The sequence below is a fragment of the Paenibacillus sp. Y930 genome (genome assembly GCF_056786375.1).
Map to the genome: position 1 here is coordinate 652,197 of NZ_JBXCIX010000001.1, position 14,571 is coordinate 666,767.

General features: G+C 39.4%; 14 protein-coding genes. 5 read left to right on the forward strand and 9 right to left on the reverse strand.

Annotated elements, in window-relative coordinates:
• The first annotated feature begins 44 nt into the window (after window positions 1-44).
• Together AC1TO5_RS03190 and AC1TO5_RS03195 are read left to right on the forward strand one after the other, a co-directional pair.
• Window positions 45-971 (forward strand): YqhG family protein, encoded by a 927-nt coding sequence (locus tag AC1TO5_RS03190; protein ID WP_482061329.1) that lies wholly within the window; start codon window positions 45-47, stop codon window positions 969-971.
• Window positions 972-1,093: 122 nt separating this feature from the next.
• Window positions 1,094-1,945, forward strand: a complete 852-nt coding sequence (locus AC1TO5_RS03195; protein WP_482061330.1) for a hypothetical protein — start codon at window positions 1,094-1,096, stop codon at window positions 1,943-1,945.
• A gap of 8 nt (window positions 1,946-1,953) precedes the next feature.
• On the opposite strand, the gene AC1TO5_RS03200 is transcribed toward AC1TO5_RS03195, so the two are convergent.
• Window positions 1,954-2,145 carry a YqzE family protein gene (locus AC1TO5_RS03200; protein WP_482061331.1) on the reverse strand — a complete coding sequence of 64 codons (192 nt, stop codon included), beginning with the start codon at window positions 2,143-2,145 and terminating at the stop codon, window positions 1,954-1,956.
• A 137-nt stretch (window positions 2,146-2,282) separates the two neighbouring features.
• Between AC1TO5_RS03200 and AC1TO5_RS03205 the strand changes: the two genes are divergently transcribed.
• Entirely contained in the window at window positions 2,283-2,987 is a 705-nt protein-coding gene (locus tag AC1TO5_RS03205; RefSeq protein ID WP_482061332.1) for an N-acetylmuramoyl-L-alanine amidase family protein, read from the forward strand.
• Here AC1TO5_RS03205 and AC1TO5_RS03210 read toward each other — a convergent pair.
• From AC1TO5_RS03210 to AC1TO5_RS03230, 5 genes are all read right to left on the reverse strand, one after another.
• Window positions 2,964-3,767 carry a divergent polysaccharide deacetylase family protein gene (locus tag AC1TO5_RS03210; RefSeq protein WP_482061333.1) on the reverse strand — a complete coding sequence of 268 codons (804 nt, stop codon included), beginning with the start codon at window positions 3,765-3,767 and terminating at the stop codon, window positions 2,964-2,966. The two genes, AC1TO5_RS03205 and AC1TO5_RS03210, sit on opposite strands and share 24 nt — an antisense overlap.
• A 174-nt stretch (window positions 3,768-3,941) precedes the next feature.
• A complete protein-coding gene (locus AC1TO5_RS03215) occupies window positions 3,942-4,406 on the reverse strand; it encodes a TFIIB-type zinc ribbon-containing protein (RefSeq protein WP_482061334.1) in 465 nt (154 codons plus the stop codon).
• Window positions 4,407-4,559: 153 nt separating this feature from the next.
• A complete protein-coding gene (locus tag AC1TO5_RS03220; protein ID WP_482061335.1) occupies window positions 4,560-4,775 on the reverse strand; it encodes a hypothetical protein in 216 nt (71 codons plus the stop codon).
• Between the two features lie 94 nt (window positions 4,776-4,869).
• Window positions 4,870-5,196, reverse strand: a complete 327-nt coding sequence (locus AC1TO5_RS03225; protein ID WP_482061336.1) for a hypothetical protein — start codon at window positions 5,194-5,196, stop codon at window positions 4,870-4,872.
• Between the two features lie 76 nt (window positions 5,197-5,272).
• Entirely contained in the window at window positions 5,273-5,845 is a 573-nt protein-coding gene (locus tag AC1TO5_RS03230) for a xanthine phosphoribosyltransferase (RefSeq protein ID WP_482061337.1), read from the reverse strand.
• Window positions 5,846-6,056: 211 nt separating this feature from the next.
• On the opposite strand from AC1TO5_RS03230, the gene AC1TO5_RS03235 reads away from it, so the two are divergent.
• A complete protein-coding gene (locus AC1TO5_RS03235) occupies window positions 6,057-7,094 on the forward strand; it encodes a YkvI family membrane protein (protein WP_482061338.1) in 1,038 nt (345 codons plus the stop codon).
• 14 nt (window positions 7,095-7,108) lie between these two features.
• Here the strand turns inward: AC1TO5_RS03235 and AC1TO5_RS03240 are convergent, their stop codons facing one another.
• The 3 genes from AC1TO5_RS03240 to AC1TO5_RS03250 are packed head-to-tail and all read right to left on the reverse strand — an operon-like array spanning window position 7,109 to window position 12,804.
• A complete protein-coding gene (locus AC1TO5_RS03240; RefSeq protein ID WP_482061339.1) occupies window positions 7,109-10,354 on the reverse strand; it encodes an AAA family ATPase in 3,246 nt (1,081 codons plus the stop codon).
• Window positions 10,351-11,655 carry a metallophosphoesterase family protein gene (locus tag AC1TO5_RS03245; RefSeq protein WP_482061340.1) on the reverse strand — a complete coding sequence of 435 codons (1,305 nt, stop codon included), beginning with the start codon at window positions 11,653-11,655 and terminating at the stop codon, window positions 10,351-10,353. Before AC1TO5_RS03245 ends, AC1TO5_RS03240 begins: the two co-directional genes overlap by 4 nt.
• A 24-nt stretch (window positions 11,656-11,679) precedes the next feature.
• A complete protein-coding gene (locus tag AC1TO5_RS03250; protein ID WP_482061808.1) occupies window positions 11,680-12,804 on the reverse strand; it encodes a glycosyltransferase family 4 protein in 1,125 nt (374 codons plus the stop codon).
• Window positions 12,805-12,977: 173 nt separating this feature from the next.
• On the opposite strand from AC1TO5_RS03250, the gene AC1TO5_RS03255 reads away from it, so the two are divergent.
• A complete protein-coding gene (locus AC1TO5_RS03255) occupies window positions 12,978-14,138 on the forward strand; it encodes a GGDEF domain-containing protein (RefSeq protein WP_482061341.1) in 1,161 nt (386 codons plus the stop codon).
• Window positions 14,139-14,571: the final 433 nt, after the last annotated feature.

A 14,571-nucleotide genomic window follows, 5' to 3' on the forward strand; every position in this document is an offset into this window, starting at 1 on the left:
AAGTTACTCATAGATGTTACATGAAAAGTTTTAGGAGGGTCACTATGAACAGCAAAGAGATTCATCGCTTTGTGCAGCGATATTTAGATGCAACGCAATGCTCTATTCTTGAGAAGTCACCTTATCATTTCAAAGTTAAGCTATCTCCAGCAGCAGATCGTGAATTAACGAACCGGCATTATTACTGGAGTTTTATCGATCGTGTCAATGAAACCCCTGAGACGATGAGCTTTTTGTTCGTAACTGATGATGATAAATATAATGAACTAGTAGAATCTACTCCGGTGATAGAGCCAGTTGCAAAAACGGCTGCTGATTCTAGCTTTGAAAGAGCATACGGACTTGTTCCGAAACCAATCGCACGCGTACCAAGGGAACATCTGCACTATGGCTCCGGTCGACTTGATCAGCTCTTTCAGTCCACTCAAAACAATGGCAGTTATGTTTGCCTATTTCAAGAGCCCAGCGCGAAGGCACTTCATCCTTATGCATCTAGACCATATACGGTATGGCTTGGCATTAATTTCTGTGTAGAATTCAGCTCCGATCGCAAGCGAGAAGAAATTCATAGTCTCGGTATATCACTCGTCACTGGTCACTGCGTAGAGCAATTTCATGAGCAGCTAGAGCAGCTTAAGCTATCTCCTCGTATTCCGCCCAATATTCATATTGCCAAAAACGGCATAGCGTATGCAAAAGCTTTAACCATTGCCGAGCAGACGATTGAACGTAAATTAAAAAGTTATGACTATCGTTGGGCAGAGGATGCACAAACAAGATTGATCGAGGAGCTTGCAAGATTAGCTAGCTATTATGAACCAATGCTGGAACATGCAGAAGATGAGGAGCATCGTGACAATGTTCGTGGCTTACTTCAAAAACGTGAAGAAGAAATTCGTTGGCAATACGAGCCGAGAATAACGGTATCCGTCATAAACTGCGGATTATTTCATCTCGATGGTATTGATTAGTGAACATATGACGACTTGTGCATCTTATCGGCAAAAAAAGAACTTCATGATGCTGTTTATGGATGACAATATATAACAGTCTTCTTAAAGCATGTCCACTATACTACTAATGAGGTGATGTAATGCATATAAAACCATTGTCAAAAATGATCATTCGATTAGTGATCGCTACTGTGCTCTGCGTGAATTTTTCAATAATGACTTCGGAAACTATTCACGCTAATGTTCAATCGCTAACCGTTAAAGAACAAGGGGAATTATGGGTCGATGAATTAACGAATCAACCTGATTTTGCAAATTGGAAAAATGCGGAGCTTACGATATCTCCACTTGGTCCAGGAACACATAGTTGGTTAATGTTAATTCAGCATCACAAACTAGGTACAATCGGATATATGGTCATACACAGTGATGGTTATGGTGGTTATGTACTAGGGGAGTACGGTGTAGGCTCGGACGACTCCCTTCAATATTTATCTACCAATAGATATAAATTACGTTATTACGATCCGCTACATATGGTCGTATCTCAGCAAGTGAACAATTCTAATCAATATTTCGAACCATTTACATCAGAACAATATGATCTAAGCTCTAAACATTTAATTGAAGCTAAAGTTTCCATACAAAATCAAATAAGGCATGGATTAGTATTCTCTCATGCCTTATTGACTGGTTATGACTATCAATCATATTTTGCCCCTTATGATGTTATGCCTTGGCTAACAACGACTGCCTTGAATTCCGAATTTGAAGATTGTACCTCAATTGAAAACTTAATTGAATTTGGCAGTCAATTACGCTATACAAGCTCGATATGGAGTGATCAAATCGAAGCTATCTACTCCGTAACAGGCTATCAGGAGTGGGAATTATTTGATTTGTATGTTGAACTACAACAAGATGATGAACATTTGAAGAGATATATACCATACGATTTCCTGCTAGACTATGGTAATTTCTATAAACCATAATACTGAAATTATTTTTCCTTTTTCTTAATCCACATTAACAGAGATTCTCCACCAACACCAAACCATTTCGGTAGCCATTGCTCTTTCGTAGCTTTGGCTGCTTTTTTTGCTTGTCTACGTTCAGCAACGGGCGTCTCCATATATTCTACAAGCTGTTCTGTAATATATTGCACATATTCTTGACCTGATATTTTAGCCATTATTAATTACCTCCTCTTGAACTACCTCTATAGAGTATTCCCCTCTTCCTCTCCACTCCATTCATGCATGAAAACAATGTCCGAAAGCCATCCTAAATCAATATTCACTTCATAAGTTAAAGAGAGGCTGGAATAGAATGAAAAACCATTACGTTCAACTAAAGATTTTACTTTGTACTCTCATTGCGATTATCATTTTCTCGCCAATTACAATTCAAGCATCAAACACAGAAGATGAAATTTCCACAGATATTATGTTTCCTTCCACTGCGGTAATCATTGACGTAGGTCATGGAGGTATTGATGGTGGTGCCTCTTACGAAAATATAATGGAAAAAGATATTAATTTGGCTATTGCCAAAAAATTATACGTGATCTTACAAAGTAACGGTATTCCGACGATACTTAATCGAACAGATGACTATGCTTTGAGTGAGGATAATCAGTGGCATAAAACCTCATCTCGTCATCTTAAAGACTTGTCACAACGAATGGGGTTAACTCGTGAAATTGAACATGTCGTATTCATTAGCTTACATGTTAATGCCACAACTAATGCTAGAGCACACGGTCCACTTGTGTTGCATCAGCACACTGGAGAAAGTGCATTATTAGCAACTAACATTCAAGCATCTATGAATGATTTATTTGACACTTCCAAAAATGTCGTTCCAGTAAAAACTTTCTATTTACTCAAACATATTAAGTCACCCGCAGTGCTCGTGGAGCTAGGATTTATTAGTAATGCTACTGATCGTGAGCGTCTTATCACAAGCAATGAACAAACAAAAATTGCTTCAGCAATTGCAAACGGAGTGCTACATTATCTCTGGATCAATTAAGCTATTGCGAATTAACTCACTTATGTGAACGAGTTGACCGCGTCGGAACAGTTCAGGTATAGCCCGTAATATTTCACTCGATGTGTATTTTCCTGGAGCACCAACATGTCCAATCATAATTGTATTTTGTTGGCGTTCCATAAGCTCAAATGCTTTCTGCATTTGTTTGTGAACATGCTCTGCACTATAAACATCGTCTAGAAATAACTGATTTTCCACATAAGGGACTCCTAACTCAGTCGCTACCTTTGCCACAACAGATCGCGATGTCGTTTTACTATCCAAGTAATAGAAATTTCGTTCTTTACACACTTGTAGTACAATTCGCATAATACGTTCATCAGAAGTAATTTTTGAGCCCATATGATTATTCATACCAACTGCATGTGGGACATTATCAATAGCTTGTTCAACTTTTTGACGAATTTCCGCATCGGTAAGATCAGCCGTTAATGCTCCAGGACCTAACCACTTTTTTAAACCTTTATTCGGTTCCATCGGCATATGAACGATGACCTCATGACCTGTCTTATATGCATCTTCGGCATCCTTTGTTGTCGAAGGTAGAAAAGGCATTACAGCTACTGTTATAGGGATATCTAGTTTTAAGATCGCCTCTGTTCCATCCATACTATTGCCTAGATCATCAATGACAATTGCCATCAGATGAGTATTCGTTTTCATTGTCTCACTATATACTTTATCTTGTCCTTCCATGAAGCATGTCACAGCGATCATAAGTGCAGTTATACCGATCGATATTTTTTTGGTTTTCATCATTTCAACACCTTCCATATTCGGAAAATCTGTCATTATATTACCCTATTTCCAGTAACTTATGTATTCAGACAAAAAGAAGCACGATCCAAAGATTATCCATCTTTTGTAGATCGTACTTCTTTTTTTATTATCGATATCGAAGTAGACTTAGCTCATGCAAGTAATAACATATATTTAATCGAACAAATCTTCAAACACACTAAATACTGTTTTTTTCTTTTTCTTATATGGACGACCGTATTTATCGTATCCATACTTATCGTCTGATTGCTTATGACCGTCTTTATAATATGGCTGCTGTTGCTGCTGATAGTTCGGTTGTTGATAATTCTGTTGTTGGTAGTTGGGTTGTTGATAGTTTGGTTGCTCGTGCCCATAAGATTGTTGACTATATGGGGCTTGATTAGCTCTTTGTTCATTGGGATTATAGGATTGATCGTTTGGAGTTCTAAGATTCTGTGCAGCTGCTTGTGTTTGCAATTGTTCAAATTCTGCGTGCGTCTCATTAAGACTTTGCATTAATTTCTCTAGTTCTCCACGATCAAGCCATACTCCTTTGCAACTAGGACAAACATCAATTAATACTCCACTTTTCTCAACTTCACGTAACGTTACTTGATCACATACTGGACATTTCATACCATCACTCCTAAAACTTTTTGTTAGCTTCCCGACTTACTACTTATAAACAAAAAGTAGCTTCGAAAGCATTTACTAAAACTTTTTGTTAGCTTCCCGACTTACTACTTGTAAACAAAAAGTAGCTTCAAAAGCATTTACTAAAACTTTTTGTTAGTTTACGATAATTGGTCTTTCCTCCGTCGCAGCAATATATACATAGTCTCGATTTAACTTAACCACTCGTCTACTCTTCTTACGTACCATGACAGTGCTGTCATCCCAAGCTACAACAATACCTTGCACATCATTACTTTCAAGATTATCACGAACTACTCGAACCATTTCACCTGAAACACGGTATTCATTCAATTGATCGTCAGATATCATTTCAATCGCTCCTAAAACTTTTTATAGCTAGATGGTTTACAAAAAAATCTCAATGGACGCTTGCAAGCGAATCATTAAGATTTTTGCGATCTATTTATTCATTAATGGCATGCTCTTTGGAATCATTCGTTTCGTACCATTCATCTAATACACGAGAAGACATAACTTGCTTCTCAATATAATTAATTTGCTTATCTGTAAACTGATCTTTCCATTCACTGGATAACTCGTTGCATAGCTTAACGATCGTAAGTAATTCGGACCATGCCACATAACGTTTATACCAGAAAAATTGAGGATGCTCAAGCATGTATGGATATAGATCATCAAATTCTGTATGCTTACAATCTAGTGCACGTTCAAAGGATACCTTTGCACTAGTGATCTTTTCATTGAAGAATTGTTCTGTAATATGTTCCATAGCTTACGCCTCCTCTCAGTATTACTTCTATTATATAAGATGAACTAACGTAATCACAACTACATTTACTGGAAAGCTAGTCTTTGAAAATAACTTCTCCAGAATTCAGGGAAGCAATTTTCACAAGTGATTCTACACGTACCCCTTGCTCACGGAAATAATCTCCGCCAGCTTGGAAAGATTTTTCTACTACAATGCCCATCCCAATCAGTTTAGCACCTGATTGCTCGATAATTTTCGCGATACCACGAGCTCCGTCACCATTTGCAATAATATCATCAATGAACAAAATTCTATCCGTCTCACTTAAAAATTGCTTAGATATAACAAGATCAGATACCATGCCTTTTGTGAAAGAAGGAACTCTTTCAATATATGAATCAGGATCATTAATAACGGTTTGCTTACGTCTAGCAAACACTAATGGTACACTCAGTTGTAATGCTGTCGCAAAAGCAGCTGGAATCCCTGAAGCTTCAATGGTTAACACCTTCGTAATTCCTTCATCAGCGAAACGTGCTGCAAGTTCCTTACCCATATCCATAATTAGCGAAGGATCAACTTGCTGATTAATAATTGAATCCAATCTTAAAATATCATTTGATACAATAGCAGATTCCTCTAAAATTCTTTGTTTTAACTGTTCCATATATATCCCTCCGCCAATTTCTCTTTTTACGTAAAATAACACAGGTTCGCACTTCTAGCAAGCAATGTAGTCATATCTCCAAATATTTGGCTACTTTCTGCAAGTCAAATCGCATAAGCTTTGCACAAAAATCCAATGCTTGTCATGCTTGTCTATTTCCCTTCATACAATAATAAAAGTGAACTACCTATTGTTGAAGTGAGGGAAGCTTATGAACAGACAAGACTGGATCAAATCGCTACAAATCGCGGCAATTTACATGGGCACGATCGTTGGAGCCGGATTTGCGACTGGTCAAGAAATATTACAATTTTTCACAAAGTATGGCCAATGGGGTACAATCGCAATTATAGCCTCTACTTTTTTATTTATATGGCTTGGCAATAAAGTCATGCTATTAGCTCAACAGATTAAAGCTAAGTCATATGAAGATTTGAACATTGCTTTATTTGGACAACGATTTGGCTCTTTGATTAGTATTTTCATGATTGTCGTCCTGCTCGGTGTATCTGCTGTTATGCTAGCTGGAGCCGGGACTGTTTTTTATGAAAATTGGAATTTGCCTTATCAGCTAGGCTTGATCGCCACTTGTCTTGTCTGCTATTTCTTACTCCGAAAAGGACTAACAGCTATTATCGCAGTTAATTCAATCGTCGTTCCTATTATGCTTGTGTTCACATTTATTATTTTTTTCGATACATTAGAGTCGCCGTATACAAGCAACTTTCTACGCGCGCATACCGATTTCCCACTGTGGACAGTCGTTAGTACACCATTCCTCTATACGGCATTCAATCTGTCACTCGCTCAGGCTGTTCTTGTACCTATCGGTGCACAAACATCAAAGCCGATCATTATTAGGTGGGGCTCGATCATTGGAGGTATCGGAATTGGCTTTATGCTAATGGTTGGTCATATCGCATTATCAGCCCATATGCCAGGTATTACCCAATTCGCTATCCCTATGGGAGGAATTGCGAGAAGTTTAAGCCCCTACATCTATGTCATCTATATTTGTATTATATTTGCTGAAGTATTCACAACATTACTCGCTGATGTGTACGGATTAGCGTTACAAATTCATGAGAGATCGAAGCTATCTATTAATTTGATCGTTATGTTTGTACTGATTCTGTGCTATTTGTTAAGTCAGATCGGTTTTGGTGTACTACTTTCAACGCTCTATCCGTTATTTGGTTTTATTAGTCTAGGTTGGTTTCTGCTTATCGCTCGCAAAAAACTAGACTGAATTTACATACCATACTATCGCTCAAGCATAATAGTAACTGCATTGTCGCATACGGATTGTAATTGATCCCTCGTATGGGGATGACAAGTAAAGTACAATAGCTGGCGATCAGTAGATATTTCGCTTAATAGTTCCATCGCCGATTGCATACGCAACATATCAAAATTCACACAAGGGTCGTCTAGCACTAATGGTAAATTAATATGATTGACCGCTGCCTCATGAATAGCAAGTCGAATACATAAATAAAGTAGTTCAGAGGCACCTCTACTTAGTAATTCACTTTCAACTAACGCTCCATTGGCAGCACGTAATTGCAATGTTCCACGCTCTGCATTGCCAATAATTTGCGTATAAGAACCATTTGTCAGTTTGGCAAAATAGTATGCTGCTTTAAGAAGTACAGCAGGTTGGCGTTGCTGTTCGTACTTCTCCTTCGTGTTTTTAATAAGCAATTTACTAAGCGAAAGCTTCATATATTGAGCAATATAAGTGTCAATTTGCGTCATGATCGCTTCCTTTTTCATCTGAAGCTGTTGATGCTCATCAGAACTGACTAATCGTTCTCGCTGCTGCAGCATTCTCCCCTTCTGCTCTAATAGCTGCTGCTGCGCTATTCGCAAATCATCTAAGACTTGCCGCTCGGATACTGCTTTCTCACGTATTCCATCTCCATCATACTGGGTGAACATATGATCCAAATCATCAACTTCTTCAGCAGTAAGACCAGCCTTTCGTTGTAATGATAATCGCTCGTATTTCACTTGCCATAATTCATATGACTTTACTTGCTCTACAATAACTAATAGTTCACCAATCGTCGTAGCTTGGCACTGCTCATAGCATTGCGCTAATTGTTGATGCCATTGCTGCAACTCCTGCTGCTTAACCAATTGTTGCTTCTGCAATTGCTGTAATTGTTGTTGTAGCGATTCACGCTCCGCCAATCTTTCCTTTTGCTGCTGAATTTGGCTGCGCATATTGGACAATTGAAGCTGTTGTGTGCCTTCTGGCAGTGGATGAAGCCATACAAGCTGCGTTAAGCCATATACATCATCTACATATTGATCAATTTGCCCTTCATATTGAGCAATCATCAACCTTTGTTTGTCACAGCTCGAATAGTGATGCTGTATATTTCGATACAGCTTCGTAACCTCTTGAAAATGTTCACATTGGCAGGATGAAGGCAACTGGAGTTGCTCGGCAAATTGTATCCATTGTTGATCAACTTGATCAAGCTGAGCTTGTAGCTGCTCTAGCTGATGATTGATCTTATGTTGATCTAATTCCAATTGCTCGGCCTGTTGTGCAAGCTTTGCAGCCTGTTGCTCTAATTGTTCCCTCCGATTCAACAATAATTGCAGCGATCCGATCTGTTCTTTCAACGCTCTGCGAAAATCGTAGTAATTGCTTTCATTGATCGGTTGATTAAGTTCTATAATAAGTGATAACGCTCGATATAAACCTTTTAATCCTTCAACTTGCTCGCCGCTTTGCTTTTTTTCTCCGTATCGTTGTCTATTGCGCTGACTAGGCCAAGCCATCCCTGTCATTAATACAACGATCAAGGTCATTATAATAAGTACCGGAGATAACCAGCTACTCCATTGACTAAGGAAAACTTTACTTGCTACTAAAAGCGTGAAAATCGCAATGATACTTGATAAGGTAGTTAGCAGAACAACCGACATCAAGCCAAATTCCTTGTGGTGAGACCTTCCACCTTTGCCTCTACTAATGTCACGGGCTGCATTGGCACCACCGTTAATCGCATGAACAGTATTATTGTCCACCAATATACTTCGCTCTGTCGATTGCTCATTCATTCTTTCATAGTCATATTGACGATATGCTTCTTCTAAAATAATCGTTGCTTCATGTAGCTCGGATATTGTTTGTGGTAATAATTGATATTGTTGCTGAACGATTTTCAGTTGTTGTGCGACTTGCTCTAGATCCGTTTTCGTTACTGTCATTTGCTGATCGAGTGTCAGTAATTGCTGATCGTAATGATGCTGGCTTTGAACGAACTGCTGCTGCTTAAGCTGTAACTGCTGCTTTGTTAATCTTAGTTGTTCATACTGCGTAAGTTGCTCCATTGACGGATTAAGCTGTCTTAACTGTTGCTCGGTCCAATAATTAGGTAATTGTAATTGTAGCTCCCGAGCGACCTGCTCAAGCTGCTCTAGCTCATCCTGGCGAACCGTTAATTGTAGTTGCTGCTCCATAATGGCGTTGCCTAATTGTATATAATGTTCTACCGTCGCTGCCCGCTCGATCATAGCTTCATCAACGCTAATAACTGCGATTTCCTGCTCCAATTGCTCTTGTGCGACTTGCCATTGTCTAAGCTCATCTGCAATCTGTTGCTCACCAGCTATGATTTGCGCTACTTGCTGCGAAAAACCATGCGGTAGCTCTCGGACATATTGTAACTGCTCAAGCTGCCAACGAACCTCTTGCTGCTCTAACCACCATTCTCGCTGAGACATTGCTCGGTTCATTAGCTGCACCGTACTCTGCTGCAAGGCAAGCTGTAACTGTAGCTCTTCATGGCGCCGATCACATTGCTCAAGCTCTAATTGAACAGCATAATATTGTTCAAGCTCCATTTCCACTTGCTTATATTGCTGCTGCAGCTGTTCATATTGTTTCAGCTCCTTAATAAGAGGCTGATTTTGTCCTCTTGGCTTAAAAAGCTTGTCCTGTTCTGCTACTAACTGCTTCTCTAACTCGGCAAGCTGCTTACCACTTTCCCAGCTCGCGTTATACAAATATTGACTTAATTCACTCTCTGTCATAACACTTGTTGCTTGTAATTCATTCAAAGTAATCGCGCTTAGCTGTTGAAATAATCGAGCGTTAATACCCGATAAGTAATTACGTTCTAAAGCAGCTTGCTCCACTATCGATGAGGTCGTTATCGGGATGTATCTTTCTTGACGATGATCCTTCTCAGCTCGCGCAAGCTGTGCTTTACCTTGATGCTGTTCTCGATAACGCGTTAGCTGGTAGATTTCATCGTTATCCGTCTTAAAAACAATACTACCACCGTGGCTTCCTCCGTATACGGGTTCCAGAAAGCGAGCTACTTGATTTTTTCTAGAAAATCCGAATAGCATCGTGTGGATAAATTGAAACAATGTACTTTTTCCTGCTTCATTATGTCCGTAGACAACAACAAGTGGCGCATCAAGTTGCATGGTTACATTTTGCAGCTGACCAAACCCATTAATATTCAGTTCTAATAGCTTCATAGGCTCACTCCTTGATCTTGATGGAGAAGTAGCCATTCTAATACGAATTGTTTTGCATCGGCTAGCTGAGCCTGTTGCAGCATCTCATCTACTTCCGATTCCGTTTGCCGAACATAACGATTCAATCCTTGATGGAGCAGTAACGCTTGTTTTGCCTCAACAAATAACTGCTGAACCTGCTCTGGTTGCAGCAATAACTGTTCACAATACGTTAAGAAATCTCCGATAAAGCTCTGTTCCTGACGAAGCGCCGCTTCATCATATTGCATTTGCGTATGTAGTTGTAATTGATAAATGTATAACCATTCACCACTTGTATCGCCTTCGTTCAATCCTTGAATATGCTCTAACATTTGTGCAGCATTGCCCGCTTGCTGAAGCAGCTCATGAATGTAGCCACTACCCGTTAGCTCGATTGAAAGTAGTATGCTACTACGTGATTGCTCTACTAATAATGCTGCCAGATGCTGCTCAATAGCAGTAATAAATTGGGCTTCATTCTCAATTGATGAAATATCTAATGAAATCTGCAGCCATCTGATCGGCGCTAATGAGAGAAATTGTAGGCTTGTCTCATGCTGGTCATTGACCGTAACGAGATAACAACCTTTGTCGCCACTTTCTTTGCGATGTCGTCCTTGCGTATTGCCTGGATAGACGACATAAGGGGATTGATGCAGCACTTGACGCTTATGAATATGACCTAGCGCCCAATAATTGAATTGATGCATTAATAAATCAGACAGCTGGCAAGGTGCGTATGGATCATGCTCACTAACATTTCCGACATTACCATGATATAGCCCAATATGATAACCATGCTCTGGCTCGCGCGCATACTGCAGAGCTAGATTATCTAGCACATGTCTAGTGGGATAAGATATGCCGTGTATATAAGCTAGTATGGCTCCATCCGCATTCGTCGCCGCCATTGTTGAAACGGAAGAACTCGAAAATACATGGACATGATCTGGATAAGGGAATGGGATCTGCTGAGCAGCCAGATGATCATGATTGCCATGGATAATATAGATCTCAATATGATGCTGGCTTAATCGCTCATACTGCTGCAAAAGGAATAGCTGTGCTTTCAAGGAACGATCACTTTCATCGAACAAATCGCCACTTACGACGATAAATTGCACCTGCTCAGCGATCGCAGTATCAATAAGCCGCTTAAATGCAAGGAAGGTCGCTTCGAGAAGCGACTCCCGCACATAGGCTGGTACAGTTGTTAATCCTTTGAACGGACTGTCGATATGCAAATCGGCCGCATGAATAAAGCGAAACGGAATTGCCATTACAGCACCACCTATTCATTATTATTACTGGGAAACTTCGTGATATACTTTGTTCAGTTGTGCGATAACACGCTGCAGCGAATAATCTCGCTTTGCTTTATCTGCTGCTGCTCTAGCAAGCTGATATCTATAATCTGGATCAATAATGACCGTTTCTAACGCATCTGCTAGCGCAGCATCATCCTCCACAGGCACTAATAATCCATTAACTCCATGTTCAATTTGTTCGGAGATACCACCTACATCTGACCCTATTAATGCAAGTTGGCAAAGCGCTGCTTCGGCAAATACAGAACCAAATGCCTCTGCCCGAGACGGCAGTACAAATATATCAAAGAAAGGCATAAACTCTTCAGGATGAAGCATATAACCATAGAAAATAATATCATCGTATAATCCAAGTTCTTGGGCCATCGTTTCTAATTGTTTACGGATCGGACCGTCACCAATGAGATGTAAGACGAACGGATGCCCTCTTTCTTTTAGCCTCGCACAAGCTTTGAGCAATACATCGAGTCCTTTGGCTGGAACAAGACGACAAACAGATATTAATTGCGCTACTTCATTCTCATGAGCAATTGGACGGAAGCGCTTCTCATCAAAACCATTTGGAATAATTTTAATGCTGTTCACATCATCTAAATAGCCGGTGAGATATTTTTGAAATGCTTGCGATACGGTCAAAATCCGATCTGCTCGATCTTCCAATTCACGATATATATTTGTTAGAAATCGATGCTCAATACCATCGACCTTTATTTTCTTATTCAAAATAAGCTCTCGTTCATAGCTAGAATGGAGTGTCAATATAAGCTTCGTGTCGGGAAATACTGCTTTCATAGCTAGTGCAGCAATCGGATGATGTGCATGAATAAGATCATACGACTTTTTGATACGCAATTTAACCCACCATAAATAATCACGATACGTTTGGATATATTTATCTACGAGTGCATTCCCGAGAAACGGTGTCACATCGAAGGTTGTAAATACGACGTCATCTGTTCCTTTATTTCTAATTCGCTTCGGCAAAGAGAATAATTCCATCTCATATTCCAGCTGATTGAATCGCTCTTGAATATAAGGCACCATTGAAGATACTCCACCTGGTTGCTCAGGTGGGAAAAACATTGCTTGTAAAATTTGCATAGCTACCAACTCCTTAAACTTTTCATTCCAATCATATTCATCATCCTGCAGATGAAAAGTAGCATCGGAAGCATAGGCTAATAATAATTCATACATTATTTCGCCAATTTATGATATATTAGAACATATGTTTCACTTATGACATACTACTACTATACATTGAGGATATATGAATGAACAACATTTCAATTAATACGACGCTTATTGAGCTTTTTTCCATTACAACTTGTAGTATTATTATTGCGCTTATGATCGTGATGGCGATCCGAATTATGTCCAACTATCGAAATAAACTAATTTACATCATCCTAATTATTACACTTGCATGTGATCTCATCCGGCAGTTCATTGTTGGCTTTGATGTATGGAACGCCGAGCCGATACCGACTTACTTATATATTATTTCGACAAGTATACAACTAATCTCCTTTATCATCTTAAATTTTGTGCTGATGAAGATGTATGCGGTTGGAACAAATATTAAAATCCTACCGATTATTGTGCTTTTAGTAGGGGCTATTGCCGTTACGATCGTGAACTGGATCGTGGAGCCTTACTCTATCATTTATAATAATGTGGAGTACTTTGCCTTTCCGATTATGGATTTTTATATGTTCATCTTAATTATTACTATGCTTGTCGTAACTCGTCATATTCAAATGACCACGCCATATTATATTAGCCTACTAGTGATGTTCATGTACGAGCTTGCGTATCTTCTTCATATGTACGTATTTGAAATGGAGCAGCGCTGGTTATTTTACTTAGTTATCTCATTACCTGTTCTCTATTACGTATTTATCTTTTTCTTATTATTTGAATGGGTGCTTGAACGATTACTGTCGACATATCAATCTTCGATCGTCGATGGTCTAACAGGGCTATATATAAGGCGCTATTTCCAGAAAACATTAACACCAATGATTGCCCGCCAGCAAGTCGCTATTATTTTTTGTGATATCGATAACTTTAAGCGGCTCAATGATACTCAAGGACATCAAGTAGCTGACAAAGCATTACAGCAGGTTTCTTCTATCTTAAAGGAAGAAGTATCTCCTTTCGGTATTGCTGGCCGATACGGCGGTGAAGAATTACTAGGTGGTATTGTCATTGACCGTATTAAGCCGATGCAGATTGCTGAACGGATTCGCGCTAGAATCGAGCAAGAAACGATTGTTACCGTTAGTATTGGATTCAGCACGACTAAGGAAGCCGATAATCTTGCCTTGTTAATCAAACAATCCGATGAAGCGATGTATTACTCGAAAGCGACAGGAAAAAATAAAGTGTCGGCGTACCGCTCCCTACCAGCAGCCGTCAAAAATAAATTGTAAGGTAGTTCAAAAAGCGGACTTTGATAACGATGATTGGCTAACGAAGGTTATTCGACATCGAATATGAAGCGAACTTGGAAAGTCTAGCATAAGCTTCCGATGTATGTTTCTTGCAGAAACATTGAAGGTCCGCGTGTACCAATAACGTACACTTGCGCTTCCGCCTTTCTCAAGTAGCGTTTCACCTGCTCGGTTCTGAAAGCCCACTTTTTGAACTTTCATTGAAAGCTTCGAACATTTGACCGCTCGTGTACTCGTACCGTACACGTTGCTGGGTGTTGTTACAATGCCTTTGATAACGATGTTTGGCTCCGTAGTATGTTCGACATCGAATAGGAAGCGAACTTTCATTGGAAATATACAAAGGGCATCTAATCGACTCTACTTGAGTCTTTAGATGCCCTTTGTATATTAGGTAATATTGATGCAAATA